General features: G+C 66.6%; 25 protein-coding genes. 2 read left to right on the top strand and 23 right to left on the bottom strand.

Features of this window, described 5'->3' with window-relative positions:
- Window positions 1–89: 89 nt before the first annotated feature.
- Window positions 90–3,551 (bottom strand): DNA polymerase III subunit alpha, encoded by a 3,462-nt coding sequence (gene dnaE, locus GYM46_RS14800; RefSeq protein WP_008262079.1) that lies wholly within the window; start codon window positions 3,549–3,551, stop codon window positions 90–92.
- 484 nt (window positions 3,552–4,035) lie between these two features.
- On the opposite strand from dnaE, the gene msrA reads away from it, so the two are divergent.
- Complete coding sequence (gene msrA, locus GYM46_RS14795; RefSeq protein WP_008263724.1) at window positions 4,036–4,674, top strand: peptide-methionine (S)-S-oxide reductase MsrA; 639 nt, start codon at window positions 4,036–4,038, stop codon at window positions 4,672–4,674.
- A 30-nt stretch (window positions 4,675–4,704) separates the two neighbouring features.
- Here the strand turns inward: msrA and GYM46_RS14790 are convergent, their stop codons facing one another.
- The 4 genes from GYM46_RS14790 to GYM46_RS14775 all read right to left on the bottom strand — a co-directional run bounded on the left by GYM46_RS14790 (window position 4,705) and on the right by GYM46_RS14775 (window position 8,345).
- Window positions 4,705–5,409 (bottom strand): ABC transporter ATP-binding protein, encoded by a 705-nt coding sequence (locus GYM46_RS14790; RefSeq protein WP_008262155.1) that lies wholly within the window; start codon window positions 5,407–5,409, stop codon window positions 4,705–4,707.
- Window positions 5,402–6,688, bottom strand: coding sequence for a lipoprotein-releasing ABC transporter permease subunit (locus GYM46_RS14785; protein WP_008262947.1), 1,287 nt, complete (start codon window positions 6,686–6,688; stop codon window positions 5,402–5,404). Before GYM46_RS14785 ends, GYM46_RS14790 begins: the two co-directional genes overlap by 8 nt.
- On the bottom strand, window positions 6,685–8,001 hold the full coding sequence (gene proS, locus GYM46_RS14780; RefSeq protein ID WP_008259431.1) for a proline--tRNA ligase: 1,317 nt from the start codon (window positions 7,999–8,001) through the stop codon (window positions 6,685–6,687). Before proS ends, GYM46_RS14785 begins: the two co-directional genes overlap by 4 nt.
- Before the next feature lie 77 nt (window positions 8,002–8,078).
- On the bottom strand, window positions 8,079–8,345 hold the full coding sequence (locus GYM46_RS14775; protein WP_008259708.1) for a DUF1467 family protein: 267 nt from the start codon (window positions 8,343–8,345) through the stop codon (window positions 8,079–8,081).
- 76 nt (window positions 8,346–8,421) lie between these two features.
- On the opposite strand from GYM46_RS14775, the gene GYM46_RS14770 reads away from it, so the two are divergent.
- A complete protein-coding gene (locus GYM46_RS14770; protein WP_008259371.1) occupies window positions 8,422–8,775 on the top strand; it encodes a 5-carboxymethyl-2-hydroxymuconate Delta-isomerase in 354 nt (117 codons plus the stop codon).
- Between the two features lie 24 nt (window positions 8,776–8,799).
- Here GYM46_RS14770 and GYM46_RS14765 read toward each other — a convergent pair whose 3' ends face one another.
- The 18 genes from GYM46_RS14765 to nuoF form a co-directional block, all read right to left on the bottom strand.
- Window positions 8,800–9,138, bottom strand: coding sequence for a DUF3088 family protein (locus GYM46_RS14765; RefSeq protein WP_008258985.1), 339 nt, complete (start codon window positions 9,136–9,138; stop codon window positions 8,800–8,802).
- Window positions 9,139–9,177: 39 nt separating this feature from the next.
- Entirely contained in the window at window positions 9,178–10,086 is a 909-nt protein-coding gene (locus tag GYM46_RS14760) for a hypothetical protein (RefSeq protein WP_008263175.1), read from the bottom strand.
- Window positions 10,087–10,140: 54 nt separating this feature from the next.
- Window positions 10,141–11,814 (bottom strand): ribonuclease J, encoded by a 1,674-nt coding sequence (locus tag GYM46_RS14755; protein ID WP_008262826.1) that lies wholly within the window; start codon window positions 11,812–11,814, stop codon window positions 10,141–10,143.
- The gene (locus tag GYM46_RS14750; protein ID WP_040349588.1) at window positions 11,815–12,594 is read right to left on the bottom strand and encodes a type III pantothenate kinase; all 780 of its coding nucleotides are present in this window, start codon (window positions 12,592–12,594) and stop codon (window positions 11,815–11,817) included.
- Window positions 12,591–13,340, bottom strand: coding sequence for a biotin--[acetyl-CoA-carboxylase] ligase (locus tag GYM46_RS14745; RefSeq protein ID WP_008261559.1), 750 nt, complete (start codon window positions 13,338–13,340; stop codon window positions 12,591–12,593). Before GYM46_RS14745 ends, GYM46_RS14750 begins: the two co-directional genes overlap by 4 nt.
- Before the next feature lie 4 nt (window positions 13,341–13,344).
- Window positions 13,345–14,787: an NADH-quinone oxidoreductase subunit NuoN gene (gene nuoN, locus GYM46_RS14740; RefSeq protein ID WP_008260532.1), complete on the bottom strand. Its 1,443-nt coding sequence runs from the start codon at window positions 14,785–14,787 to the stop codon at window positions 13,345–13,347.
- 8 nt (window positions 14,788–14,795) lie between these two features.
- Window positions 14,796–16,280: an NADH-quinone oxidoreductase subunit M gene (locus GYM46_RS14735; RefSeq protein WP_008259479.1), complete on the bottom strand. Its 1,485-nt coding sequence runs from the start codon at window positions 16,278–16,280 to the stop codon at window positions 14,796–14,798.
- Between the two features lie 4 nt (window positions 16,281–16,284).
- Window positions 16,285–18,378, bottom strand: a complete 2,094-nt coding sequence (gene nuoL / locus GYM46_RS14730) for an NADH-quinone oxidoreductase subunit L (RefSeq protein ID WP_008258936.1) — start codon at window positions 18,376–18,378, stop codon at window positions 16,285–16,287.
- A 2-nt stretch (window positions 18,379–18,380) separates the two neighbouring features.
- Complete coding sequence (gene nuoK, locus GYM46_RS14725) at window positions 18,381–18,689, bottom strand: NADH-quinone oxidoreductase subunit NuoK (RefSeq protein WP_008264046.1); 309 nt, start codon at window positions 18,687–18,689, stop codon at window positions 18,381–18,383.
- Window positions 18,689–19,315, bottom strand: a complete 627-nt coding sequence (locus GYM46_RS14720) for an NADH-quinone oxidoreductase subunit J (protein WP_008262516.1) — start codon at window positions 19,313–19,315, stop codon at window positions 18,689–18,691. The genes nuoK and GYM46_RS14720 overlap by 1 nt, the downstream gene beginning before the upstream one ends.
- A gap of 72 nt (window positions 19,316–19,387) precedes the next feature.
- Window positions 19,388–19,879, bottom strand: a complete 492-nt coding sequence (gene nuoI, locus GYM46_RS14715; protein WP_008264332.1) for an NADH-quinone oxidoreductase subunit NuoI — start codon at window positions 19,877–19,879, stop codon at window positions 19,388–19,390.
- Complete coding sequence (locus GYM46_RS14710; RefSeq protein ID WP_008262419.1) at window positions 19,879–20,103, bottom strand: hypothetical protein; 225 nt, start codon at window positions 20,101–20,103, stop codon at window positions 19,879–19,881. The genes nuoI and GYM46_RS14710 overlap by 1 nt, the downstream gene beginning before the upstream one ends.
- Window positions 20,100–20,333, bottom strand: a complete 234-nt coding sequence (locus GYM46_RS14705) for a hypothetical protein (protein ID WP_040349591.1) — start codon at window positions 20,331–20,333, stop codon at window positions 20,100–20,102. The genes GYM46_RS14710 and GYM46_RS14705 overlap by 4 nt, the downstream gene beginning before the upstream one ends.
- Complete coding sequence (gene nuoH, locus GYM46_RS14700) at window positions 20,334–21,413, bottom strand: NADH-quinone oxidoreductase subunit NuoH (protein WP_008261920.1); 1,080 nt, start codon at window positions 21,411–21,413, stop codon at window positions 20,334–20,336. It abuts the gene before it with no gap.
- Between the two features lie 3 nt (window positions 21,414–21,416).
- Window positions 21,417–23,462 (bottom strand): NADH-quinone oxidoreductase subunit NuoG, encoded by a 2,046-nt coding sequence (gene nuoG, locus GYM46_RS14695; RefSeq protein ID WP_008263983.1) that lies wholly within the window; start codon window positions 23,460–23,462, stop codon window positions 21,417–21,419.
- Window positions 23,462–23,707, bottom strand: a complete 246-nt coding sequence (locus GYM46_RS14690; protein WP_035311070.1) for a hypothetical protein — start codon at window positions 23,705–23,707, stop codon at window positions 23,462–23,464. The genes nuoG and GYM46_RS14690 overlap by 1 nt, the downstream gene beginning before the upstream one ends.
- The gene (locus GYM46_RS14685) at window positions 23,707–24,198 is read right to left on the bottom strand and encodes a hypothetical protein (protein ID WP_035311073.1); all 492 of its coding nucleotides are present in this window, start codon (window positions 24,196–24,198) and stop codon (window positions 23,707–23,709) included. The genes GYM46_RS14690 and GYM46_RS14685 overlap by 1 nt, the downstream gene beginning before the upstream one ends.
- 2 nt (window positions 24,199–24,200) lie before the next feature.
- Window positions 24,201–25,514: an NADH-quinone oxidoreductase subunit NuoF gene (gene nuoF, locus GYM46_RS14680; protein ID WP_008264145.1), complete on the bottom strand. Its 1,314-nt coding sequence runs from the start codon at window positions 25,512–25,514 to the stop codon at window positions 24,201–24,203.
- Window positions 25,515–25,707 lie beyond the last annotated feature (193 nt).

Raw genomic sequence — 25,707 nt, 5'->3', positions numbered from 1 at the left:
GACGGCCGCAGCAGCGGCGGCAGATTGGGGGGCGGGTTGGGGTCCGATCACAGACGAAGCCAGCGCGGCGGCCAGCACAAGCGCGGTCATCACGCCTCCTCCAGCATCAGGACGCCCGGTGCCGACTTCAGGGCGCCGCGCAGGGCGCCGTCCAGCCGATAGCGGCCGGGAAGCTTGACCTCGACCTCCTGACGGCCTTCCAGCGAGGCGACCAGGGAGATTTCGCCGCCCTTGCCGATGGCGCCGGAGCGGGCGCGTTCCAGCCGGGCCTTCAGGGCCTCGGCGTCGGCGGTGCGGGCCGAGACATGGATGCGCAGTCCGATGTTGGCGTCATCCAGCAGATTGTCCATCTGGCTGGCGTCGTCGCCGAAGAACCGCACCTCCCCTTCCGACGCCTTGGCGCGGACCCGCACCATGACCGAGGCGCCGGGCTCCAGCACCTCGCGGCATTTGCGCAGTTGTTCGGGCGGGAACAGGCATTCGAACTCGCCGGTCGGGTCCGAGAAGGTGACGAAGGCGAATTTCTCGCCGGTGCGGGCGCTGGCGCGTTCCTGCTTGCGGCGCACCACCCCGGCCATCTGGAAGGCCTCGTGGCCCGATTCCGCCAGGGGAATCGCCTCGGCGACGAAGGTGACGCGCTTGCGTTTCAGGGCCGAGGTCATCTCGTCCAGCGGGTGGCCGGACAGATAGAAGCCGACCGCCGACAGCTCATGGTCCAGCCGCTCGGGCCCGACCCAGGGTTCGACGCTCTTCAGCCGCGGCCGGCCGACATGGGCCTGATCCCCGCCGAACAGGGAGACCTGGGACGAGGCGCGTTCGGCCGCAACGCTCTGGCAATAGGCCATCAGGACATCGGCCTGTTCGACCAGTTGGCGGCGGTTCGGATGGATGCTGTCGAAGGCGCCGGCCTTGGCCAGGCCTTCCAGCGCGCGCTTGTTGACGCTGCGCGGATCGACCCGTTCCAGGAAGTCGAAGATGTCTGCGAAACGACCGCCGGTCTCGCGCACCTCGATGACGTGTTTCATCGCCTCGAGCCCGACGTTGCGGATGGCGCCCAGGGCGTAGAGGACCACCCCACGACTGTCGTCCCAGGCCACGTCGAAGTCGGCCGAGGACCGGTTCAGATCGGGCGGCAGCACCGGCACGTCGAACCGTTTGGCGTCCTGATAGAAGACCGCCAGCTTGTCGGTGTTCGACAGGTCCAGACTCATCGAGGCGGCGAAGAACTCGACCGGATGATTGGCCTTCAGCCAGCCGGTCTGGAACGAGATCAGGGCGTAGGCGGCGGCGTGCGACTTGTTGAAGCCATAACCGGCGAACTTGGCCACCAGGTCGAAGATCGAGCCGGACTGGGTCTCGGGGACGGTCTTCTCCAGCGCGCCCTTGACGAAGCGCGCCCGCTGGAAGTCCATCTCCTCCTTCTTCTTCTTGCCCATGGCGCGACGCAGCAGGTCGGCCTCGCCCAGGCTGTAGCCCGCCAGGATCTGGGCGATCTTCATCACCTGTTCCTGGTAGATGATGACCCCGTAGGTCTCAGTCAGCACCTCCTTCAGACTGGGGTGCAGATAATCGACCTCGGCCCGACCGAACTTCCGGTCGATATAGGTGTCGATCATCTCCATCGGCCCCGGCCGATACAGCGAGATCAGGGCGGTGATCTCCTCGATGGAGCCGCAGCGCATCTTGCGCAGGGTGTCGCGCATGCCCTGGGATTCCAGCTGGAACACCCCGACGGTCTGGCCCGAGGCCATCAGCTCATAGGTGCGGGCGTCGTCCAGCGGCAGGCCGTTCCAGTCCTGCGCCGCGCCGCGCCGTTCCAGATAGCCGCGCGCGCGGTCCAGCACGGTCAGGGTCTTCAGGCCCAGGAAGTCGAACTTCACCAGACCCGCCGGCTCGACCCATTTCATGTTGAACTGGGAGGCCGGAATGGTCGAGCGCGGATCCTGGTACAGGGGCACCAGTTCGACCAGAGGCCGGTCGCCGATGACGATGCCGGCGGCGTGGGTCGAGGCGTTGCGGTACAGCCCCTCCAGCTCCAGCGCCGTCTCCAGCAGGGTGCGGACCGCAGGTTCGGCGTCCCTGGCTTCCTTCAGGCGCGGCTCCAGGTCGATGGCCTGGGCCAGGGTGACGGGATTGGCCGGGTTGTTCGGCACCATCTTGCAGAGCCGGTCCACCTGGCCCAGCGGCATCTGCAGCACCCGGCCGACGTCGCGCAGCACGGCCCGCGCCTGCAGGGTGCCGAAGGTGATAATCTGGGCCACACGGTCCTTGCCGTAGCGGTCCTGGACATAGTCAATCACCTCTTCGCGCCGCTCCTGGCAGAAGTCGATGTCGAAGTCGGGCATGGAGACCCGTTCGGGGTTCAGGAACCGCTCGAACAGCAGGCCGAACCGCAGCGGGTCGAGGTCGGTGATGGTCAGGGACCAGGCGACCAGAGAGCCGGCCCCCGAGCCCCGCCCCGGCCCCACCGGGATGCCGTGCTCCTTGGCCCATTTGATGAAGTCGGACACGATCAGGAAATAGCCGGGGAAGCCCATCTGCTGGATGATGCCGACCTCCCATTCCAGCCGGCTCCAGTATTCCGCCTCGGGCACAGCGGGGGTGATCTGGCCAAGGCGCACCTTCAGCCCCTCGCGCGCCTGGTGCGCCAGTTCGTCGGCCTCGGACCGCCCTGCCCCGGTGTCGAACCGCGGCAGAATGGGCGCATGGGTGTTGACCAGAAAGGCGCAGCGCCGGGCGATGTCGATGGTGTTGTCGCAGGCCTCGGGCAGGTCGGCGAACAGGTCGCGCATCGCCTCGGCCGACTTGAACCAGTGTTCGCCGGTGATGCGGCGGCGGTCTTCCTGGCCGGTGAAGGCGCCGTCGGCGATGCACAACAGGGCGTCGTGCGACTTGGCCTGGGCCGCCTTGGCGTAATAGACGTCATTGGTCGCGACCAGGGGCGTCTCGTGGGCGTAGGCCCATTCGACCAGACCCGGCTCGGCCCGCTTTTCGTCCTCCAGCCCGTGACGCTGCAGCTCGACATAGAAGCGGTCGCCGAAGGCGGACTTCATCGTCGCCAGGGCGGCCGCCCCCTCGTTCGTCTTGCCCTGGGCGAACAGGGGATCGACCGGACCGTCGGGGCCGCCCGACAGCAGGATCAGCCCCTCGGACCGCGCCACGACCTGATCCCAGGCCACGCCCGGTTCGGCCATTTCGCCCGCGTCCAGATAGGCCGAGGACGACAGGGCGCACAGGTTGCGCCACCCGGCCTCGTTCTGGACCAGCAGGACCACGGTCGGGGTCTTGGCCCAGCGCACGGCCTGGTGTCCGCCGATGCCGAACACCGGCAGGGCGCAGGCGATGATGGGCTGGACCCCGGCGTCACGGGTGTACTGGCTGAACTCCAGCGCGCCGAACAGATTGGTCCGGTCGGCGATGGCCACGGCCGGCATGCCCGCGTCCGCCGCCAGCTTGCCCAGCTTGCCCGCCTTGATCGCGCCTTCCAGCAGCGAATAGGCCGAGCGGACCCGCAGATGGACGAAACCCTGACTGTTGACCGGTTCGCTCACTGGACCTCCGCCTGTCGCGCCTCCGGAGGGAGGCCGCGCATCATCCTGGACCGAGTCTCACATCACCGCCCGCCGGAACACCGCAAACCTTCAGCCGGGCCGCGCGATCATCGATCCGCTGTGGATAGAGGCTTCAGACCGTCACGGCGAAAAAACACAGTCCAAATAGTCTAGAATTATTCATAAGCGATTGATTTTACATAATGCGAATTCAGACTCTGTCGGTGCGAGTCTGAAAATCAGGCGGCCGTCACGCTGATGGCCAGGGTCCAGACCATCCAGACGAAACCGCTGCACGAGGCCAGCGACAGCATATCTCTCATCAAACGCGGCATGGCGACTTATCCCCAGACATGAATGTTCTTGCCTTGTTCTATGTTCGCTCATTGTTCTCGTCAACCCCGGTCTTATCCCAAGGGGCGAGACGGTCTGAAACCATTTGCAGCGGCGCATCGTATGCCTGTGGAGAAAGGGAGATGTCCCCATGCCCAAGTCTCTGAAATTCCTGGCTGGCGCGGCGATTGCGGCCGCCCTGGTCGTCGTGACGACCGCCGCCCTGCCCCGGACCGACCGCGCCCAGGCCCAGCCCGCCCGGTCAGTGCTTCAGACGGCCGTCTTCGCCGGCGGTTGTTTCTGGTCCGAGGAAAAGGCGTTCGACGGCCTGCCGGGGGTGCGCTCCGCCGTATCAGGCTTCGTCGGCGGCCAGACGGCCAACCCGACCTATGAGCAGGTGGTGCGCGGCGGGACCGGCCATATGGAGGCGGTCCAGGTCACGTTCGATCCCCGCGTCGTCAGCTATCGCGCCCTGGTGGACCGCTACTGGCGCACCATAGACCCGACCGATCCGAACGGGCAGTTCTGCGACCAGGGGCCGTCCTATCGCGCGGCGGTCTTCGCCACGGCGGATCAGCGGGCGGCCGCTGTGGCGTCACGGGATGCGGCCATGCGCGTTCTGGGCAAGAGCTTCACCACCCCGGTCGTCGGGGTCCAGCGGTTCTGGCCCGCCGGGCCTGAGCATCAGGACTACGCCCGCCGCAACCGCGCCCATTACGAGGCCTATCGCCAGGGCTGCCGCCGGCCCCAGCAGCTGCGCGCCATCTGGGGCGACGCGGCCGTTGGGTGACGGCGTCCGCCAGATGTCATTAGGCCTGGCTCAATAAGCCTGACTTTGGGCCGCCCGTTCTTCCAGATGGCCGTCCTTCAGGGCGAAGACGCGGTCCATGTGGCCGGCCAGCTCCATATTGTGGGTGGCGATCAGGGCGGCGACGCCCGTGGTCTTGGCCAGGTCACGCAGGGATTCGAACACCGACTGGCTGGTGGTCGGGTCCAGGTTGCCGGTCGGTTCGTCGGCCAGCAGCAGGCGGGGCTTGTTGGCCAGGGACCGGGCGATGGCGACACGCTGCTTCTCGCCGCCCGACAGCTGGGCCGGCTGGTGGGTCAGCCGCTCGCCCAGACCGAGGGTCGTCAGCGTCTCCTCGGCCTGACGGCGCGCCTGGGCCAGGCTCATGCCCGCGATCCGCATCGGCAGGGCGACATTGTCGCGGGCGTCGAACTCGGCCAGCAGATGGTGGAACTGATAGACGAAGCCGATGCGCGACAGGCGCAGGCGGGTGCGGGCGCGCTCGTCGAGGTCGCCCACCATTTCGCCGTCGATGGCGACCGTGCCCTCGGTCGGCTTCTCCAGCAGGCCGGCGGCGTGCAGCAGGCTGGACTTGCCCGAGCCGGAGGGGCCGATCAGCCCGACCATCTCGCCCGGCATGACGTCCAGATCCACGCCCTTCAGCACGGTCAGGCCGCCGTTGGCGGTGTCATAGGTTCGGGTCAGGCCGCGCACCGACAGGATCGGAGACCTACTCATAGCGGAGCGCCTCCACGGGATCGATGCGAGAGGCCGTCCAGGACGGCGGCAGGCTGGCCAGGCAGCTCATGCTGAAGGACAGCAGGGCGACCCAGGCCACGTCCATCGGATCGACCAGGGCCGGGATGGCGTCCAGCTGATAGACGTCGGCGTTGAACAGTTGCACCCCCAACACGGCCTCGATGGCATGCTGGATCGTGCCGATGTTCCAGCAGAACAGCAGGCCCAGGGCGAGGCCCGCCAGGGTGCCCGCCACGCCGATCATGGCGCCGGACATGAAGAAGATGCGCAGGATGGCCGACGGACTGGCGCCCACGGTGCGCAGGATGGCGATGTCGCGCGTCTTGTTCTTCACCAGCATGACGATGCCGGAGATGATGTTCATTGCGGCGATGGCGACGACCAGGCCCAGGATGATGCTCATGGCCACCCGCTCGACCCGCAGGGCGCCGTAGAAGGCGGCCAGGCGTTCGCGCCAGTCGCTGATGACAGATCCGGGGCCGGCGGCGTCGCGGATGGCGGGGGTCAGCTCGCCGACGCGGTCGGGGTCGTCGACCTTGATCTCGATGGCGTCCCAGACCCCCTCCTTGCCGAAGAACAGCTGCTGCTGCTCCAGCGGCATGAACAGGAAGGCGCGGTCGAAGTCGGCCGTGCCCGAGCGGAACAGGCCGCCGACGAAATAGGTCTTTTCCAGACCGCCCAGATTGCCGAAAGCGCTGTCGGCGCCTGTCGGGGAATAGAGGGTGACGGGATCCCCGACCCGCAGGCCCAGGGAGTTGGCCAGGGCCGCGCCCATCAGGATGCGGTCGCCGCCGTATGCGCCCTTGCCGAAGTCGGCGCGTTCCTTGGGCGTCAGGCTGTCGAAGACGTATTTGGTGGTGGCCAGGTCCTGGGGCCGCACGCCGCGCACCATGGCGCCCGTGGTGAAGTTGCCGACCCGGACCAGGCTCTGGCTCTCGTTCAGCGGGGTGACGCTGACCACGCCGGGCACGGCGGCGATCCGTTTCAGGGCGGCGTCCCGGTCTTCCGACGCCAGCACCGGCCCCTGGACGTACATATGGCCGTTGAACGACAGCATCCGGCCCAGCAGTTCCGAGCGGAAGCCGGCCATGATGCTCATGACGCTGATCAGGACCGCGACAGCCAGCATGATGCCGATGAAGCTGATCACCGCGATGGTCGCCACCCCGCCCTCCTTGCGCTTGGCGCGCAGGTAGCGGAGGGCCAGGCCGATCTCCCACGAGGAGAAGGCGCCGGAAGGACGGGACGGCAGGTTCAAGCAGTCAACCTTTCGATGGCTTCAGCCAGGGGCACGGAGACCTTCTCGCCGGTGGCGCGGCGCTTCAGCTCGACCACGCCGTCGGCCAGGCCCTTGGGACCGATGGTCAGTTGCCACGGCACGCCGATCAGGTCGGCGGTGGCGAACTTGCCGCCCGGCCGTTCGTCGGTGTCGTCGTACAGCACGTCCTTGCCCAGTTTCTCCAGCTGGGCCACCGCGTCCTCGCAGGCGGCGGAGACGGCGGCGTCATTGGCGCGCAGATTGATCACCACCACGTCGAACGGGGCCACGGCGTCGGGCCAGATGATGCCGCCCTCGTCGTGGCTGGCCTCGATGATGGCGCCCAGCAGACGCGACACGCCGACGCCGTAGCTGCCCATATGGACCTCAGCGTCCTGACCGTCCGGCCCGGCGACCTTGGCCTTCATAGGGGCCGAATATTTCTCGCCGAAATAGAAGATGTGGCCGACCTCGATGCCGCGCGCCGACAGGCGGTCGCCCTCGGCGGTCTCGGCCTCGAACCGGGCCTCGTCGTGCATTTCCTCGGTTGCGGCGTAGAGCGCGGTTCGTTGATCAACGATTGACTGAAGATCGTCCCAGTCCACATCCGCGCCGGGCGCCGGCATTTCGACCAGGGCCTTGTCGCAGAAGACCGCGCTCTCGCCCGTCTCGGCCAGGACGATGAATTCGTGGCTCAGGTCGCCGCCGATCGGGCCGGTGTCGGCGCGCATCGGCACGGCCTTCAGGCCCATGCGGGCGAAGGTGTTCAGATAGGCCACGAACATGCGGTTGTAGGCCTTGCGGGCCGAGGCCTCGTCCACGTCGAAGGAATAGGCGTCCTTCATCAGGAACTCACGGCCGCGCATAACGCCGAACCGGGGGCGGCGCTCGTCGCGGAACTTCCACTGGATGTGAAACAGGTTCAGCGGCAGCGACTTGTAGGACTTCACATAGGCCCGGAAGATGTCGGTGATCATCTCCTCATTGGTGGGCCCGTACAGAAGCTCGCGCTCGTGCCGGTCGGTGATGCGCAGCATCTCGGGACCGTAGGCGTCATAGCGGCCGCTCTCACGCCACAGGTCGGCCAGTTGCAGGGTCGGCATCAGCAGCTCGACCGCACCAGCCCGCTGCTGCTCTTCGCGCACGATCTGCTCGATCTTGCGCAGCACCCGCAGGCCCAGCGGCAGCCAGGCGTAGATGCCGGCGGCCTCCTGCTTGATCATGCCGGCGCGCAGCATCAGCTGGTGCGAAACAATCTGGGCGTCCGAAGGGGCTTCCTTCAGCGTGGGCAGGAAAAAGCGCGACAGGCGCATGATGGGGAATCCTAGGCGTAGAGACAGACCAAGGCTTTAGCCGCTGGACCGGGGCGAAAGCTAGGCCGGGATGGGGATTAGACCGCCGGCGCGCGCGAGAAGTCCGGCAGGGGCAGCCAGCCGGTGAAGATCAGCACCATGACGAAGACCCAAACCAGGGCCGCGACCCAGGTGGTGGTGATGAATTTGCGCTTCAGGTTCGGCGTCGTCGGCGCACCCCATTGGGCGCCGTCCGTCGGCGGCTCGTGGGTCTCGCGGGAGGTTCCCAGCGGCAGCACGCCGAACAACACCGTCCACCAGACGATGATGTAGATGCCGAACATGGTGATGGGGCCGATGGGCATGGGACCTCCTGTCCGGGCTTTGGCGCCCGGTTGAAACCGGTCTAGAGGATCGGCCTCCTCTGGACGAGTCCCCGACATGCCGCAGATCACCCTGGAATACACCCGCCACCTGGCGGACGCCGACTGGACCCCGGTCGCCCTGGAGATCCATCAGGCCGCAGTCGAGATCGCCGGCGCCGCCCTGTCGGCCTGCAAGACCCGGCTGATCGCCCTGGATCACGTCGTCATCGCCGACGGCGCGCCCGAGACCGCCATGCTGGCCTGCCGCGTCGGCCTGATGCTGGGCCGCACGCCGCAGCAGAAGAGCGCGCTGAGCGAAAAGGTGCTGGAGATCCTGACCGCCGCCCTGGCTCGCACGGCCGGCAAGGTCGAGGTGTCGGCCGAGGTGTTCGAACTGAACGAGACCTATCGCAAGGCCACGCTCGGCTGAGACGACATCGCGGTCGGTCGCGCCTCAGGGATGCGGCCGGCCGACGCCGTAGCGCGCCGCGAGATAGGGGGCGATGGCGTGATCCTGCAGGAAGCGACGCCCCGTCGTTTCGCTGACCTGAGCCTCGGGCCAGTCCAGTTCGCCGTCGAGGATCAGGATGGGGCAGCTCTGATGCGCTTCGCCGACCTCGGCGATGACCAGCGGGCGCGGCCGGGGGTGGTCCAGATAGACGATATCAAGAACGTCCCTCAGCCGGGGATAGAAGGCCAGCACGCCCTCCACATAGGCGCCGGCCGGGCAGAACCAGGGACCGCCCTGGTCGTCATGCCAGTCGGGATTCAGCAGGAAGAGTCGTTCGGTCATGGACGGGATATAGCGGACCTCCGCCGGATTCCGAGACGTCTATTCGCAGGCTGCGCCGAAGCCCGGCGCGCGTAACGCCAACAGGATGGATGACCGCTCCGCCTGGGTGATGGAGCCGGACCGTTCCAGCACGCAGCCGACGGCGGTGTTCGAGTTCGGGGCCAGCAGGCCGTAGGTCAGGCCCTCGGCCTCCAGTCGGGCCTGGGCGCCCTTCAGGGCCTCGACCGCCTCGGCGACGCGGGCTGGGTCTCTGGTGATCCGCGTCATCTCGTGCAGGGCCTCGCCCGAACTGGGGAAGTCATAGGCGTCGGGCGTATAGGGGGCGATCTCGGCCGAGAGACGGTCGGGGTGATCCGTGACGCCGAACTTGGCGTTCTGGCTGGCGGAAAAAGCGATGGCCGGGCCCGTCTGCGGCACGACCAGAATATAGGCGTGGCGCGGGAACAGCAGATAGTGGCCCATGTATTTGGTCACGGGCACCAGCGGCGGGCGGTCCGGCCCCAGGGCGTGGGCGCCGACATAGACGCCGGACGGCAGGCTGCGCGCGTCGATCCGTCCGTTCAGCGTCAGGATCCGGTCCACCATCACATGGTCCAGCAGAAAGACCCCGTCCTCGGCCTCCCGTTCCAGATAGGCGTGGATGGCGGCGGTGTCGGGCGCGGGGCCGAGGTCGCGGCCATAGACGGTCGGAAAGGCGGTCGGCGACATCGGCTGTCCGTCCGGCGGACTGAACCACAGGACGCGCAGTTCGTGGACGGTGCGCGACAAAGGCTCGTCGCCGCGAAAGGTCGAAAGGCTGAGCGCCAGGTTCACTGCGGCGAAGAGGGCGACGAAGCCCGCCGTCCCCTGCCCTGCGATCACAGCCCAGCGCCGCCAACCGTGCAACGGATAACGGGCGTGGCGCACCCGTTCCAGCAGACGGCGGCCGCGCGTGGGCTTGTCTGACATGAGTTTCCCCAACCGTTCAGGCGCAAGAAATGCGCCTGAACGGTCAAGGTTGCATCAGACCCGCAGGACGACCGTCTCGACGATGGGGCGTCGGTCCCAGATCTGCTGGCTTGCCTTCTTCAGCACGCGGGCGACAGCCTGTTCGATGACCATTTCGTCGTCCAGGGCGTCGCCCTTCAGGCTCTTGATCACCTGCTCGACGCGCTCGGCCAGATTATCCAGGGCGTCGCCCAGCGGCGTGGCGGTGTCGCCGGGCAGGCCGACGCTGCGGATGTCGATGTCGCTGGCGATGCGGCCGCGCTTGTCCAGGGCGAAGCTGACGATCAGCACGCCGTTGGTCGAGGCGTGGCGACGTTCCTTCAGGGCCTCGCCCTGTTCGGTCACCAGCATGCCGCCGTCGACGTAGAGGCGACCGTTGGGCACTTCGTCGATGATCTTGGCCGGTCCGGGGGCCAGGCGAACCATGTCGCCGTTGCGCGGGGTGACGGTTTCCTTGACGCCGATGTCCTTGGCCAGATTGGCGTGTTCCAGCAGGAAGCGACGCACGCCATGGGTGGGCACCGCGATCTGCGGCCGCACCCATTCGTACATCTGCTTCAGCTCGTCGCGGCACGGGTGGCCCGAGACGTGGATGCCGGGGTGATCCTTCTCGGTGTAGAGGCGCACGCCCCGGTCCGCGAGGCGGTCCTGCAGATTGCCGATGGCCAGTTCATTGCCGGGGATCTGGCGCGACGAGAAGATGCAGTGGTCGCCCAGGCCCAGTTTGACGACCGGATGGGTGCCGTCGGCGACGCGCGACAGGGCCGCGCGGGCCTCGCCCTGGCTGCCGGTGCACAGGTACAGGATCTGGTCGGCGGGCCAGACGCGGGCCTCCTCGTCCGACAGGAAGGGCTTCACGTCCTGCAGCATGCCGACGTGTTTGGCCGCAGCCGTGATCCGGTGCATCGAGCGGCCGGCGAGCGACACGCGACGCCCGCAGGCCTCGGCGGCGCGAATGACGCTGTCCATCCGGGCGACGTTGGAGGCGAAACAGCCCACGGCGACCCGGCCCTTGAGGCTGGAGATCAGTTTGGTGATGGCGACGGCCACATCGCCCTCGGACCCGGCGACGCCCGGCACGAAGACATTGGTCGAATCGCAGACCATGGCCAGCACGCCCTCGTCGCCCATGGCGCGAATGGCGGGGGCGTCGGTCTTCTCACCGATGATCGGCTGGTCGTCGATCTTCCAGTCGCCGGTGTGGAACACCACGCCCAGGGGGGTGTCGATGGCCAGGCCGCTCGGCTCGGCGATCGAGTGGCTCATGTTGACGAAGGTCACGCCGAACGAGCCGATGTCGACCGTGCCGCCCAGCGGCACCTCGATCAACTGCACCTCGTCCAGGATGCCGCGCTCGCGCAGCTTGTCCCGGATCAGATAGGCGGTGAAGGGGGTGGCGTAGATCGGCGCCTTGATGCGCGGCCACAGCCAGCCCAGGGCGCCGATATGGTCCTCGTGCGCGTGGGTCAGGACGATGCCCTTGATCGTCTCGCCTTCCAGATAGGAAGGATCGGGCACGATCACGTCCACGCCGGGCGTGGACAGGTCGCCGAAGGTGACGCCGACATCGACGATCAGCCATTCACGATCAGCCTCTGGCCCGAAGCCATAGGCGTTGAGGTTCATACCGACCTCGTCCGAGCCGCCCAGCGGCAGGAAAACGAGTTCGTCTTGGTTTTGCTTTTTCATTCAGTCAGTCATTTGGGCGTTACGACGCCAGATTTCCAGGAGGCCGCGAATAGTCAGGTCGGGATCGAAGTGATCGATGCTGTCGGTCGCGCCTTCGAACAGGCTGGCGACGCCGCCGGTGCCGATGACGGTCATGGGCCGCGCCCATTCCGCCTTGATGCGCGCGACCAGGCCTTCGATCAACGAAATATAGCCCCAGAAGACGCCGGACTGCATGGCCTCGACCGTGCCCTTGCCGATGACGTGGTCGGGGCGCTGGATGGCGATGCGCGGCAATTTGGCCGCCGCCTCGTGCAGGGCCTGGAGCGACAGATTGATGCCGGGGGCGATCAGGCCGCCTTCGAAGGCGCCGTCATCGGCGACGATGTCGAAGGTGGTGGCCGTGCCGCTGTCGATGACGATCAGGTCGCCCGGATAGACCAGCTTGGCCCCGATGGCGTTGACCAGGCGGTCGGCGCCGGCCTCGCTGGGCTTGGCGATCCGCACCTCTATGCCCAGTTGGGCGTTCTCGCCGATCACCAGGGGTTCGATGTTCAGATAGCGGCGCGACAGATTGCGCAGGTTGAAGATCGACTGGGGCACGACGCTGGAGATGATGCAGCCGGTCAGGGCGGCGAACTCCAGCCCCTTCATGACCATCAACTGGTTCAGCCAGACGGCGTATTCGTCGGCGGTGCGGCTGGCCTCGGTGGCGGCGCGCCACTGGGCGATCCAGTCCGAACCGTCGTGGACGGCGAACAGCGTATTGGTGTTGCCCTGTTCGATGGCGAGCAGCATCAGGCCGCCTTGCCGAAGAAGACGTCGCCTGCGGAAATCAATCGCACGGAGCCGTCGGCGAGGCGCAGGCGCAAGGCCCCGTCAGGCTCCACACCCTCGGCCAGGCCCTCGATCGTTTCGTTGTCCAGACGCGCGGTGCACGGGCCGTTCAGCCCGGTCAGACGGCTGGTCCAGGCGTCCAGCACCGGCTCGAAGCCCATCGTCTGCCAGCGCCCCCACCAGACGGCGAAGGTCTCGGCCAGGATCTCGGCGGCGGCTTCGACCGGCGGGGCGAAGGCGAGGTCCTCGCGCAGTCTTTCCGCGATCGCCGCCGAGGCCTTCTCGGTTCCCTCGGGCGCATGGGCCAGGTTGACGCCGATGCCGACGGCCAGCCAGAGCCCGCCGGACGCATGCGCGCCGCTTTCAACCAGGATGCCGCACGCCTTGCGGCCGTCCAGCAGGACGTCGTTCGGCCATTTGATCGAGACCAGGGCCGGCGAGACGAAGACGTCCAGCAGGTCGGCGACGGCCAGGGCGGCGATGAAGGTCGCCTGAGCGGCCTCGCGCGGCGACGCATGAACCCGGATCAGCAAGGTCGCGGCCAGATTGCCTGGCTTGTCCACCCAGCTTCGGCCGCGCCGGCCACGCCCCGCCGTCTGGCGGCGCGCGATGATCCACTTCGGGCCGACCTCGCCCGCCTCCGCCAGCCGCCGGGCTTCCGACAGCGTCGAGTCGATCTCGTCGAGGATGACCAGAGGGGCGGGCGTCAACGCCCTAACCGTTCCCGAAGCCGGCGCTCGCAACCTTGGTCAGCGGCTCCAGCCAGGTCAGACCGACAATCACCAGCGGGAAGGCGAAGGCGGCGCAGGCCCAGCCGATGATGCTGGTCTCCGGCGAGGACTTGTCCATCTGGATGTCGTCCACGGGTGCGTCGAACCACATCAGCTTGATGATGCGCAGATAATAGAAGGCGGCGACGACCGAGGCGACCAGACCGGCCGCAGCCACCGGCCACAGGCCGGCGTCGGCGGCGGCGCCGAAGACATAATACTTGCCCCAGAAGCCCGAGAACGGCGGCATGCCCAGGACCGACAGCGACAGGACGGTCAGGGCCACGGCCGTGACCGGACGATCCTTCTTCAGACCCGCCAGATCGGCGATGCGGCGGATCGGCCGGCCCGACTTGGACAGGCTGAGCAGGATGGCGAAGAAGCCCAGTTGGTCGATGACATACAGGGTCATGAACATCAGCATGGCCTGCAGGCCTTCGCTGGTGCCGGCCGCGATGCCCAGCAGGGCGTAGCCGATGTTGGCGATCGACGAATAGGCCAGCAGGCGCTGGACATCCTTCTGCACCAGGCCGCCGAAGGCGCCGACGACGAAGCTGATCAGGGAAATGGCGACCAGGACCTGCGACCACTGGGCGTGGGCCTCGCTGAAGCCGCCCTCCAGGGCGCGGGCGATCAGGACCATGGCGGCGACCTTGGGCGCCGTGGCGAACAGGGCCACGACCGGGGTCGGGGCGCCTTCGTACACGTCGGGCGTCCACATGTGGAAGGGCGCGGCAGAGACCTTGAACGCCAGACCGCAGATCAGGAAGACCAGACCGAACACCAGGCCGGGGCTGGGGTGATCGACGGCAAAGGCGGCGATGTCCTCGAACCGCATCGAACCGGCGAAGCCGTAGATCAGGCTGGAGCCGTACAGCAGCAGGCCCGACGACAGGGCGCCGAGGACGAAATACTTCAGGCCCGCTTCCGACGCCTTGACGTCGTCGCGGTGGAAGGCGGCCAGGACGTACAGAGCCAGCGAATGCAGCTCGATGCCGACATACATGGAGATCAGGTCGCCCGAGGACGCCATCATCCCCATGCCGACCGAGGCCAGCACGATCAGGACCGGATATTCGAACTTGGCGATGTGGGTGCGTTTCATCCAGCCGTCGCCCAGGACGATGGCCACGGCGGCGGACAGATAGATGACGCTCTTGCCGTAGATGGCCAGCGGATCGGCCACATAGGCGCCGTTGAAGGCGACGCCCCACGGTCCCATGAAGGCGAGGACGGCGGCGGCGATCAGCAGCAGGACCGACAGGATGGACACCAGCCGGGCGCTCTTGTCGCCGATGAAGGCGCCGACCATCAGCAGGACCAGGGCGCCGACCGCGAGGGTCAGCTCCGAGGCGGCGAGGTGCAGGGCGGAGGACAGATCAGGCATGCTTGGTCTCACCCGCCGATCGCGACGCGATAGGCATTGGTCAGGGCCTCGACGGCGGGCCCGGTGTAATCGAGGACGGCGGCCGGATGGACGCCCAGCCACAGGGTGCCGAGGATCAGCGGCACGAACAGCAGCAGCTCACGCTTGTCGATGTCGGCGATGGTCATCAGCTTCGGATTGGTGATCTCGCCGAACATGACCGCCCGATACAGGGTCAGGGCATAGACGGCCGAGAAGATGACGCCCGAGGCCGCCACCAGGGCCGCCCAGGTCGAGGCCTGATAGGCGCCCGTCATGGTCAGGACTTCGCCGATGAAGCCCGAGGTGCCCGGCAGGCCGACGTTGGCCATGGTGAACATCAGGAAGATGGCGGCGAACCAGGGCATGCGCGAGGTCAGGCCGCCGTAGAAGGCGATCTCACGCGTATGCATCCGGTCGTAGACGACGCCGACGCACAGGAACAGCGCGCCCGAGATCAGACCGTGGCTGATCATCTGGAACACCGCGCCCTGCATGCCCTGATAGTTGCCCGAGAAGATGCCCAGGGTGACGAAGCCCATGTGGGCGATCGACGAATAGGCGATCAGCTTCTTCATGTCCGTCTGACGCCAGGCGACCAGCGAGGTATAGACGATGGCGATGACCGACAGGGTGAAGACCAGCGGGCGGAACATCTCGGACGCGACCGGGAACATCGGCACGTTGAACAGGATGAAGCCGTAACCGCCCAGCTTCAGCAGGATGCCGGCCAGGATGACCGAACCCGCCGTCGGCGCTTGAACGTGGGCGTCGGGCAGCCAGGTGTGGACCGGCCACATCGGCATCTTCACCGCGAAGGAGGCGAAGAAGGCCAGCCACAACAGGGGCTGAACGGCCGGGTCGAAGGCGTACTGCTTCAGCTCGGGAATGCTGGTGGTGCCGGCGGTGTGCGACATCCACAGCATGGCCAGCAGCATCAGCACCGACCCCAGCAGGGTGTAGAGGAAGAACTTGTAGGCGGCGTAGATCCGGTTGGCGCCGCCCCAGATGCCGATGATCAGGAACATCGGCACCAGGGTGCCTTCGAAGAAGATGTAGAAGAGATACAGGTCCAGCGCCGTGAAGACGCCGATGACCAGGGTCTCCAGCACCAGGAAGGCGATCATATATTCGACGACGCGCGTCTCGACCGATTTCCAGCTGGCCAGGATGCAGATCGGCATCAGGAAGGCGGTCAGCAGGACGAACAGGATCGAGATCCCGTCGACGCCCAGATGATAGCTGGCCCCGGCGAACCAGGGGACCATTTCAACGAACTGATATCCGGGGTTCGACGGATCGAAACCGGCGACCAGCACGACCGAGACCGCCAGCACGACCAGGGTCGTGATCAGGGCGATCCAGCGCGCGGCCGGAGCGGCGGCGTCCTGGGACTTGGACGCCAGCCGGGCGAGGAAGATCGCCAGGGCGCCGGCCAGCGGCAGGAATGTAACGAGGCTCAGGATGTAGGGCACGGGCTCAGGCTCCCCACGCGAGGATGGCGAAGGTGAGCAGACCGGCCACCCCGAGCAGCATCACGAAGGCATAATGATAGACGAAGCCGGACTGGAGCTTGCCCAGTCGTGCGGCGGATTTCAGCGACGCCCAGGCGGCGCCGTTCGGGCCGAGGCCGTCGATGATCTTCACGTCGACGATCTTCCAGAAGACGTCGCCCACGGCCTTGAAGCCGCGCACGAAGACGAAGTCGTACAACTCGTCGAAATACCACTTGTTGTACAGGAAGTTGTACAGGAACCCGCCCCGCTCTGCCATGCGACGGCCCATGCCTTCGCGGGCGACATAGATCCAGTAGGCGAAGGCCGTACCGGTCAGGGTCAGGATCAGCGGCGACCACTTCACCCAGGTCGGGACGTCGTGGCTTTCGTGAAGCACATGGTTGTGCTCGCCGGTGAAGATGGCCCCGCGCCAGAACTCATGCTCGTGATGGCCGATGAAGTGTGGCGCGAACACGAAGCCCGCGGCGACGGCGCCGACCGACAGCAGGATCAGCGGAACCAGCATGACCCAGGGGCTCTCGTGCGGTTGCAGCGGGCCGTGATGGCCATGATCGTCATGCGCATGGTCGTCATGGGCGTGCGCATCGGAGACCGGCTCGGAATGGGTTTCCAGCTGGGCGTGCGAGGCGTGATCGTCGGCATGATGGGCGTCGCCCTCTTCCTTCCACACCGGCTTGTTGTGGAAGGTCATGAAGATCAGGCGCCAGGAGTAGTAGGCCGTCAGACCGGCCGCGATCAGGCCGATGGAGAAAGCGAACATGCCTACCGCCGAATGGCCCGAGGCCGCCGAGGCGAAGGCGCTCTCGATGATCGAGTCCTTCGAATAGAAGCCCGCGAAGCCGCCGACGCCGGGGATGCCCAGGCCGGTGATGGCGATGGTGCCGATGGTCATGACGGCATAGGTGATCGGCAGCAGCTTCCACAGCCCGCCCATCTTCCGCATGTCCTGCTCGTGGTGCATGCCGTGGATCACCGAACCGGCGCCCAGGAACAGCAGGGCCTTGAAGAAGGCGTGGGTGAACAGGTGGAACATGGCCGCCTGATAGGCGCCGACGCCCGCCGCGAAGAACATGTAGCCCAGTTGCGAACAGGTCGAATAGGCGATGACCCGCTTGATGTCGTTCTGGGTCAGGCCGACCGTGGCGGCGAACAGGGCCGTGATCGCGCCGATGATGGCGATGATCTGCGAGGCGCCCGGCGCATACTCATAGATGGGCGACAGCAGGCAGACCATATAGACGCCGGCGGTCACCATGGTGGCGGCGTGGATCAGGGCCGAGACCGGGGTCGGGCCTTCCATCGCGTCCGGCAGCCAGGTGTGCAGGAAGAACTGGGCCGACTTGCCCATGGCGCCGATGAACAGCAGGAAGCCGGCCAGGTCGAGCGCGGACCACTGGACGCCCAGGAACTCCCAGGTCGTGCCGGCCTTTGTGGCCACCAACGGGAACAGTTCCGAGAACTCGATCGTGCCGTACATCCAGAAGATGGTGATGATGCCCAGCACGAAGCCGAAGTCGCCGACGCGGTTGACGACGAAGGCCTTGATGGCGGCGGCGCTGGCGGTCGGCTTCTTGAACCAGAAACCGATCAGCAGATACGAGGCCAGACCCACGCCTTCCCAGCCGAAGAACAGCTGCATGAAGTCGGCGGCTGTCACCAGCGCCAGCATCATGAAGGTGAACAGGGACAGATAGGCGAAGAAGCGCGGCCGGCTGTCGTCCTCGGCCATATAGCCCCAGGAATACAGGTGGACCAGCGACGAGACGCTGGTGACCACGATCAGCATGGTCGCCGACAAGGCGTCGATGCGGATCGACCAGGACGACTGGAAGTCGCCCACATTGATGAAAGGCGCCAGGCGGATGGTGAAGGGCTCCAGATGGCCCCAGGTCCACTGGCCGAACACCGTCCAGGCGACGGCGCACGAGAAGAACAGCAGACCGGTCGTGAGGGTCTGCGACGGGATGTCGCCGATGCGGCGGCCGAACAGGCCGGCGACGGTCGCGCCCAGCAGGGGGGCGAAAATCCCGAGAATGATAAGGGTGTGGAGGTTCACGCTCAGCCCTTCATCACGGAGGCGTCGTCGACGGCGATGTCGCCGCGGTTACGGAAGAAGGTCACCAGGATGGCCAGGCCGACGGCGGCCTCGGCCGCGGCGACGGTCAGGACGAACATGGCCATGATCTGCCCGCTGATGTCGTTCAGATAGGTCGAGAAGGCGACGAAGTTGATGTTCACGGCCAGCAGGATCAGCTCGATAGACATCAGGATGATGATGACGTTCTTGCGGTTCACGAAGATGCCGAAGACCCCGATGGTGAACAGGATCGCCGCCACACTGAGATAATGGATGAGACCGATGTCCATCAGAGAAGCTCCTCGGGCGAGACGCCCTGCCCGGTCTGGACCGATTTGACCTCCATCGCCTTGGCGGCGGAGCGGTTGACCTGGTCGGTGATGTTCTGGCGCTTGATATGCGGCTTGTGGCGCAGGGTCAGGGTGATGGCCCCGATCATGGCGATCAGCAGCACGATCCCGGCCGCCTGGAAGAAGTAGATATAGTCGGTGTAGAGCACCCGGCCGATGGCCTCGACATTGCTCATGTCGGGATCGGGCGCGCCCGGCCCGGCCAGACCGGCGGTCGCCCCGCCCTGGATGACGGCGCTGGACACCAGGATCATCTCGGCCAGCAGAACGGCGGCGATGACGGCCCCGATGGGCAGGTATCGGGCGTAGCCCTCGCGCAGCTTCAGGAAGTCGACGTCCAGCATCATGACGACGAACAGGAACAGCACGGCGACCGCGCCGACGTAGACGACGACCAGCAGCATGGCCAGGAACTCGGCCCCCAGCAGGACGAACAGACCCGCCGCCGAGAAGAAGGCGAGGATCAACCACAGCACGCTGTGCACCGGATTGCGCGCGGTCACGACCAGAAGGCCGGACACCACGGCGGTCGCCGCCAGCAGATAGAAGGCTATGCCTTGCAGCATGTCGGGACGAAGCCCCTTTCGTAGCGGCCGCGACCCCCGTTTGGGAATCGCCGACCCGTTAGCGTGAGCGCCTTAGCGGTAAGGCGCGTCGAGTTCCAGATTCTTGGCGATCTGCCGTTCCCAGCGATCCCCATTGTCGAGCAGTCGGGCCTTGTCGAACAGCAGCTCCTCGCGCGTTTCGACGGCGTATTCGGAGTTCGGCCCCTCGACGATGGCGTCCACCGGGCAGGCCTCCTGGCACAGGCCGCAGTAGATGCACTTGACCATGTCGATGTCGTAGCGGGTCGTGCGGCGGCTGCCGTCGGCGCGCGGTTCGGCCTCGATGGTGATGGCCTGGGCGGGGCAGATGGCCTCGCACAGCTTGCAGGCGATGCAGCGTTCCTCGCCGCTCGGATAACGGCGCAGGGCGTGTTCGCCGCGGAAGCGCGGCGACTGCGGGTTCCGCTCGAACGGATAGTTCACGGTCGCCTTGGGGCGGGCCATGTACTTCAGGGTCAGGCCGATGGCGCCGATGGCGTCGAGCATCATCGCGCCCTTGGCGGCCTGGGCGATACGAGTGAACATCAGAAGCGATCCTCTGGCGCCGGGGCGCCGTTGGTTGAAGTCTGGGCGGGCGCGGCCGGGGCCGCTCCCTGAGTCTGGCCTTTGGCCTGGCCGTCGCGCCATTCACGCTCGATGCGCTCCTGGCGGCGTTCCCATTGATAGCCGGACTCGGGCATGCGCGTATCGGGCGCACAAGCCGTCGTCAGGGGGGCGAACGCCAGCAGCATGAGGCTCAGACGGTTCATGCCCCGCCTCCCCGCAGCACGTCCTTGCAGTCCATGTCCTTATAGCGCGGATCGTCCCGGTTCATCATCCGGCACAGGTTGACCCGTTCGCCGCCGCGGCGCGCGTCATCCTCGCGCCGCTCCAGGGACGCGGCCGGATCGGTCGGCGCCGGAGCGGCGATGGGCGCGAATGTGCAGGCGGCGAGGCCCCACGACGCGACCAGGGCCAGGATGACGGTGCGTGGGCTCATCTACGCACCCACCGCGAAGACGCGCCAGGCGGCGGTGATGACCACGGCCACCAGCGACGCGGGCAGGAAGATCTTCCAGCCGAGGCGCATCAGCTGGTCGTAGCGGTAGCGGGGCACGAAGGCCTTCACCAGGGCGATGGCCAGGAACCAGAACACCGTCTTGGTGAGGAAGGTCAGCAGATAGATGGTGTAGGCGATCCAGGCCGGCAGGCCGTCCAGCGTCTCCTGCGACAGGAAGCCGGGGTTCCAGCCGCCGAAGAACAGGATGCTGATCATCGCCGACATGAAGACGATGTTGACGTACTCGCCCATCATGAACAGCAGATAGGTCGTCGAGCTGTATTCGACCTGATAGCCGGCCACCAGTTCGGACTCGGCTTCAGGCAGGTCGAACGGCGGACGGTTGGTTTCGGCCAGGGCCGAAACGAAGAAGACAATCGACATCGGGAACAGGACCACGATCAGGGGCCAGGTGCCCTGCCCGCCGCCGAAGGCGTACCAGTTCCAGAAATAGCCGCTCTGCCCCTCGACGATCTGCGACAGGTTCATCGTGCCGGCCAGCAGGATCACATTGATGATGATCAGGCCCAGCGAGACTTCATAGGACACCATCTGCGCCGCCGAACGCAGCGAACCCAGGAACGGATACTTCGAGTTCGAAGCCCAGCCGCCCATGATGATGCCGTACACGCCCAACGACGAGACGGCGAAAATGTACAGGATGCCGACGTTCAGGTCCGACACCACCCAGCCCGGCGCGAACGGGATCACCGCCCAGGCCATGAAGGCCAGGACCACGGTGATGATCGGCGCCAGGATGAAGACCGCCTTGTCGGCGCCGGAGGGGATGACCACCTCCTTGAGCACGAACTTGATCATGTCCGCGAAGGATTGAAGCAGACCGAAGGGGCCGACGACGTTCGGCCCCTTGCGCATCTGCACCGAAGCCCAGACCTTGCGGTCGGCCAGCAGCAGGAAGGCGACGGCGATCAGCACGCCGACCGTGATCAGCAGGATCTGACCGACGGTGATCAGCGTCCAGCCGCCCGGCGTGGCCCAAAAGGAAACAGCAGCGTCCATGACTTACTCCGCCGCCATCGCGACCGGGGCGATCCGCAGGGCGGACAGCTCGGCCATGGTCGCGCTGGCGCGCGCGATCGGGTTGGAAAGATAGGGGTCCGTGATCGCCGAGGCGAAGACCCGGTCGCCCAGGTCGCCCTTGACGCCCAGCTTGGACGGATCGAAGGCGGCCGGCGCGGGCAGATAGTCGATCCGGCCGAAGGTCGGATGATCGGCCATCAGCCGGGCGCGCAGCTGATCCAGGGTGTCGTAAGGCAGGGTCTGGTCGACGCGGGCGGACAGGGCGCGAATGATGGCCCAGTCTTCCTTGGCCTCGCCCTTGGGGAAGACGACGCGTTCGGCCATCTGCACCCGGCCCTCGGTGTTGACGTACAGGCCCGACTTCTCGGTATAGGCCGCGCCGGGCAGGATGACGTCGGCGCCGTGCGCGCCGCGGTCGCCGTGGCTGCCCAGATAGACACGGAAGGCGTTCGAACCGGTCGGATCGACCTCGTCGGCGCCCAGCAGGAACAGCACGTCCAGCGCGCCGGGCTTCAGCATGTCCGAGACCGTCAGACCGCCTTCAACCGGCACGAAGCCCATGTCCAGGCCGCCGACGCGCGCGGCGGCGTGGTGCAGGACGTTGAAGCCGTTCCAGCCTTCGCCGATGACGCCGACCTTCTTGGCCAGGGCGCCCAGGGCGTTCAGGACGGCGGCGCCGCCCTCCCCGTTCAGCGCGCCGGAGCCGACGATGATCGCCGGACGCTCGGCCTTGGTCAGGAAGTCCATCGCCGACTTCGGCAGCTTGGCCAGGGTCTTCGAACCGGCGCCCAGATAGGCGTAGTCGAAGGTCAGGTCGGCCTGTTCGCCGATGACGCCGATCTCGACCCCGCCCTTGATCCAGCTCTTGCGCAGGCGGGCGTTCAGCAGCGGCGCCTCGATACGCGGATTCACACCCACGATCAGAATGGCGTCAGCCTTTTCAATACCTTCCAGGCCGGAGTTGAACAGCCAGCTCTCGCGCGGGCCATAGCCGAGCGCAGCGCCGTCCTGGCGGCAGTCGGTGTTCTTCGAGCCCAGGGCGCGGAACAGGTCCAGGGTCGCCTTCATCGACTCAGCGTCCTGCAGGTCGCCGGCGATCACGCCGATGCGGTCGGCAGGGGCGGCCTTCAGCTTGGCGGCGACGGCGTCCAGGGCCTCGTTCCACGAGGCGGCGCGCAGCTTGCCGTTCTCGCGGATCCACGGGCGGTCCAGGCGGCGGGCGGTCAGGCCGTCGACGACATAGCGGCTCTTGTCCGACAGCCACTCCTCGTTGATGCCCTCGTTGACGCGCGGCAGGACCCGCATGACCTCGGAGCCGCGGAAGTCGGCGCGGATGTTCGAGCCCAGGGCGTCCATGACGTCGATGGTCTCGGTCTTCTTCAGTTCCCACGGACGATAGTGGTACTGCCAGGGGCGGTGCGTCAGGGCGCCGACCGGGCACAGGTCATTGACGTTGCCCGACAGTTCCGACGCGACCGACTTCTCCAGATAGGTCGTGATCTCGGCGTCCTCGCCGCGCGAGATCATGCCGATGTCCGGCACGCCGGCGACCTCGGTGATGAAGCGGACGCAACGGGTGCACTGGATGCACCGCGTCATGAAGGTCTTGATCGTCGGACCCATGTTCTTTTCTTCGACCGCGCGCTTGTTCTCGGCATAGCGAGAGCCGTCGCGGCCATAGGCCATGGACTGATCCTGCAGATCGCACTCGCCGCCCTGGTCGCAGATCGGGCAATCCAGCGGGTGGTTGATCAGCAGGAATTCCATCACGCCTTCCCGGGCCTTCTTGACCATCGGGGTGTCGGTGAAGATTTCCTGACCTTCGGCGGCCGGCAGGGCGCACGAAGCCTGGGGCTTCGGCGGTCCGGGCTTCACCTCGACCAGGCACATGCGGCAGTTGCCGGCGATGGACAGGCGTTCGTGGTAGCAGAAGCGCGGGATTTCCTGCCCCGCGCGCTCGGCGACCTGGAGCACGGTCATCCCGGGCTCGAACTCGACTTCGACGCCGTTGACCTTGGCGATGGGCATTATTCTCGAACTCCGCCGTAAGGGCTGTCTACCAGGGTCAGACGTGTCTCGACCCGTTCGATACGTTGATCCAGGCGATCCAGGCGACGATTGACGCCTGCAAGGCCCTCCCCCACGTGAGTCATGCGGACCTTCAGGTCGTGCATGTCCTCACCGAGGCGATCCATCTTGGTTTCCATCGACGTCAAAAGCCCTTCGACGCGACGCTGGATTTGAAGGACGAGGTTGTCGGGTTCATCCGCCATCACCGCGCCTCCTCTTCTGCGGGAACGGCCAACTCGGCCTGTTCCTTCGTCCCATCCGGGAGGGTCTGGGTGATGGTGATCGCCTGACCGTCCATGACGTAGCGGATCACGGGATCGTCCGACTGGTTCATCCAGCGAACGAGGGTGGGATCGGGCAGATCGAGCGGTTTCCACACGATCAGGTCTTTCTCGACGCGGCAATCGGCGCGCATCCGGCCGCCGTCGACCGGGGCCCGCCACGAGGCGTGAACCACTCCGCCGTCGACGCCGTCGACGTTGATCGCCATCGGCTCTTGCCCGTGAACAGCGGCCAGACCCGCGCGGCAGACGCGACGCAGGTCGGCGGCGTTCAGGGCCTCGGGCGCCGTCTGCACGGCGTCGGAAGGCTTCGCCGCAGCCGCAACCTTTTCCGCAGGCGTGGGCGCAGCTTCACGCTCGCCGCAGGCGGCGAGTGCGAAGGCTCCGATCACGATGGCGGGTGAAAGGCGCATGCCTACTCCGCCGCGATCGCGTGGCCGGCGAAGTTCGCGCGGCGGCTGCGGTAGTTGGCGATACGCTCTTCGATCTCGTGACGGAAGTGACGGATCAGGCCCTGCACCGGCCAGGCGGCCGCGTCGCCCAGGGCGCAGATGGTGTGGCCCTCGACCTGACCGGCGACGTCCAGCAGCAGGTCGATTTCCGACGGATCAGCCTCGCCCACCGACATCCGCTCCAGCACGCGCCACATCCAGCCGGTGCCTTCCCGGCAAGGCGTGCACTGGCCGCAGCTCTCGTGCTTGTAGAAATAGCTGATGCGGGCGATGGCCTTCACCAGGTCGGTGGAATTGTCCATCACGATGACGGCGGCGGTGCCCAGGCCCGAGCGCATTTCGCGCAGGCTGTCGAAGTCCATCAGCGCCGTCTCGGACATTTCGCGCGTGATCAGCGGCACGGACGAGCCGCCCGGAATGATGGCCTTCAGATTGTCCCAGCCGCCGCGCACGCCGCCGCAGTGTTCTTCCAGCAGCTGCCGCAGCGGGATCGACATGGCCTCTTCGACCACGCAGGGCGCGTTCACATGGCCCGAGATGGCCATCAGCTTGGTGCCGGTGTTGTTCGGACGGCCGAAGCCCGCGAACCAGCCGGCGCCGCGACGCAGGATGGTGCCGACGACGGCGATCGACTCGACGTTGTTCACCGTGGTGGGGCAGCCGTACAGGCCTGCGCCGGCCGGGAACGGCGGCTTCAGGCGCGGCTGGCCCTTCTTGCCTTCCAGGGATTCCAGCAGGGCGGTCTCTTCGCCGCAGATATAGGCGCCGGCGCCGTGGTGGATATAGACGTCAAAGTCCCAGCCGTGGACATTGTCCTTGCCGATCAGACGGGCCTCATAGGCCTGTTTGACCGCAGCCTCCATCCGCTCGCGCTCGAGCACATATTCGCCGCGCAGATAGATGTAGCAGGCGTGGGCCTGCATCGCGAAGCTGGCGATCAGGCAGCCTTCGATCAGCAGCTGGGGATCATGGCGCATGATCTCCCGGTCCTTGCAGGTGCCGGGTTCGGATTCGTCGGCGTTGACGACCAGGTAGTGAGGACGATCCTTCACTTCCTTGGGCATGAAGGACCACTTCAACCCGGTCGAGAAACCCGCGCCGCCGCGGCCGCGCAGGCCCGAGGCCTTGACGTTGTTGATGATCCAGTCGCGGCCAAGGTCCAGCATGTCCTTGGTGGCGTTCCAGGCGCCGCGGGTCTTCGCCCCGTCCAGCGTCCAATCCTGGAAGCCGTACAGGTTGGTGAAGATCCGGTCCTTGTCTTCGAGAATGCCGACCATCAGGCTGCTCCTCCGTCTACGCCGACGGGGGGGACCGAGAGCGGACTGGCGTTCGAGGCCGAGATCGCGTTGGCCGGGCGGCGGCTGACGCGGTTCAGGGCTGGGGTTGTTACGCGGTTCGGAAGCATCAGCAGGACCGGGTGAAGGCGTAGAGGACGCGGGCGCGGGGGCGACCGAAGGTGATGTTGGCGGG

This window comes from Brevundimonas mediterranea (genome assembly GCF_011064825.1).
Taxonomy (GTDB): Bacteria; Pseudomonadota; Alphaproteobacteria; order Caulobacterales; family Caulobacteraceae; genus Brevundimonas; species Brevundimonas mediterranea_A.
This window is presented reverse-complemented; position numbering and strand designations above follow the sequence as displayed.